3 protein-coding genes are annotated in these 2,222 nt (G+C 50.4%); 1 reads left to right on the plus strand and 2 read right to left on the minus strand.

The features are described from left to right. Positions 1-284: 284 nt before the first annotated feature. Both CW742_RS10990 and CW742_RS10995 read right to left on the minus strand, forming a co-directional pair. Positions 285-599 carry a type II toxin-antitoxin system VapC family toxin gene (locus CW742_RS10990; RefSeq protein WP_342764879.1) on the minus strand — a complete coding sequence of 105 codons (315 nt, stop codon included), beginning with the start codon at positions 597-599 and terminating at the stop codon, positions 285-287. Positions 600-673: 74 nt separating this feature from the next. Beyond that, positions 674-880 carry a hypothetical protein gene (locus tag CW742_RS10995; protein ID WP_292420338.1) on the minus strand — a complete coding sequence of 69 codons (207 nt, stop codon included), beginning with the start codon at positions 878-880 and terminating at the stop codon, positions 674-676. Positions 881-1,128: 248 nt separating this feature from the next. Between CW742_RS10995 and CW742_RS11000 the strand changes: the two genes are divergently transcribed. Then, on the plus strand, positions 1,129-2,222 hold a 1,094-nt coding region (locus tag CW742_RS11000; RefSeq protein ID WP_292420342.1), incomplete at its 3' end, for a competence protein CoiA.

Genomic DNA, 2,222 nt, shown 5'->3' on the forward strand with positions numbered 1-2,222 from the left:
GAAATATTATTTGCAGTAATGAATATTCCATGACTTACGGCCCAGTAACAGTTTCACCCTCCCTCCGCCTTTCCTGTATTATCATGGCCATCTGAGAACCGGGACCATGCAATTCCTCTGGTGCGGGTTTCATCTCTCCTCCGAAGAAAGACAATATGATCCGTTCGGGAGCCCGGCGCTCCTCCCCTGTGCAACGACTGAATGTGCGTTGTTCCGTGAGGAGCCCCCGATGTGTGTGCACCTGGTGAGGGAGGGACCGGGATGTGGGGGGTTTAAAAAAAAGGTCAGGATCTTGTATGAAACGGGTTGTAAATAACCAGACCCGGTACCTGATCAAAATCACGCTCGTTCCGGGTAACGAGGGTCGCATCGAGCGACAAGGCCGATGCGGCGATGACGGCATCGGGAAGCGAGATCGATATCATTGCACGAAGCTCGATGGTTTTTTCTGCAAGGGTATCGGCAAGGGGCAGGCACCGTGCACAATCGAGGAGACTCCGGGCTTTGGCAAGTCCTTCTGGAGAATGATCTTTCCAGCCAAGGAGCTCGATCCGGGTGATGATCGAGATGTTAAACGACTCCTGAAGAATCCGGTCGATTACCGGTCTCTATTCTTGAGGGATTGCCCCTGCGAGATAATAGATGAGAATATTGGTATCGATAAGGTACGAGGTCATCCGCGGTTCCACTCACTCCGGAGGGCCCGTGCCAGTTCCAGCGGATTTTTTATCCTGTCGCGGTATATCCCATAATACTCCTCCGGGTTGCAGGGTGCAGTTTTTGAGTCCTGCACCTGGAGTGTCCGCTCCCAGAGTTCCACGGGAACAATGACGCTTTTCTTGTGGCCGCCAGCGTCATACACGTACTGGATTTTATTCATTGTACCATCATTATTCCCGCAAGAGAATATAGTTTTCCCGAATGGGTATTCGGTGCCGGATCACGTGGGGCAGGGGATGCTGGGTTCCGGATTGGCTACACAGTGTGTAGCGGAATGTGCACGCACTGAGTGCACAATTACGATCCGAATTGGGGAAATGGATTAATCTCTCCTTACGCCCTGCGGGGCGATGGGGATGGAAAGAACCGGGAAATATCGTTATAGGGTGAAAAACAAATCCGGATCACATGCCCTTGAAAGCGATTATTGACGGGGAAACAATAATCGGTCCTGATCTCTCAAACGAGGAATGGGCAGAGCTGAAGATCCGGCATAAAAAAGGGCTCCCGGTCAGGATGTGCTGCTGTGGTGCCCCGGGGCATTTGCGGACAATTAAAGGAACTCAGCATTTTTATCATGCGCTTAATACCGGATGTCCCCATGATAACGAATCAAAAGAACACCTGGAGATCAAGTATCTCATCTACCGGATTTGTCAGGCCGGGCACTGGGAGACCTCGGTAGAATTCCCTTCAGCAGATCGTACATGGATCTCCGATGTTTTTGCACAGAAGGATGGAAGGAAGATCGTTTTTGAAATCCAGCTGAGTCCCATCCCATCATCAGACCTGCTGGCCCGCGATAAGAAATACCGGGATGAAGGGATTGACTCGTACTGGCTTCTGGACAACTACCTTGACCGGGCAAAAGAATTCGAATCATGGTATGACAGCCTTGTTTACCCTGATGATGACCGGAGGAAGGAACGAGTTCCGTATATCGATCGCTCATTCTTTTTCACCGGGACCGAGAACCACCTGTTCATTGCGAAGAATATCCGGACGGTCGGGCTCCGCGCAAAAAAGCAGACGCTCTTTTCCACCAATAATCCGGAAATTCCGCTTGCAGTCTGGGTGCGGGAAGTCCTGAAAGGAACCTACCGGAACTATCTGGAGGAAAGCGCCGTGACCTTTCAACGGAAACAGGAATTGAGATCCCAGGCCTCTCCTGCGTTGCTCCGGTTACGGGATTTTTATCAGAACATTATCCGTGATGAAATCTATCAGGAAAAGGTCAGGAAGTATTACCGGAAAATAGCTGGAACGGACCGGTTGAGGGACGATCGTGTCGTGCAACAAAAATTCCGGGAAATTTCTGATGAAACCGACTGGCTCAGGCGGGAATATGAGACGATTATGTCGGAAAGTTATGGTTTGTTTTCCTGGAAAAAACTCCCGGGGCAGAGTACATTATACCCGGTTTTCCGGCTTGAATCAGAAGAAAAGATCAAAAAACTGGATGCGTGTGTACGGAAATTCTCGCAGTGGGAACGGTCGTTTGA

Source organism: Methanoregula sp. (genome assembly GCF_002835825.1).
Taxonomy (GTDB): Archaea; Halobacteriota; Methanomicrobia; order Methanomicrobiales; family Methanospirillaceae; genus Methanoregula.

What these genes read in the sequence shown, in the direction of transcription:
- CW742_RS10995 (WP_292420338.1), bottom strand. Translation starts at nt 880, where the DNA reads ATGAATAAAATCCAGTACGTGTATGACGCTGGCGGCCACAAGAAAAGC.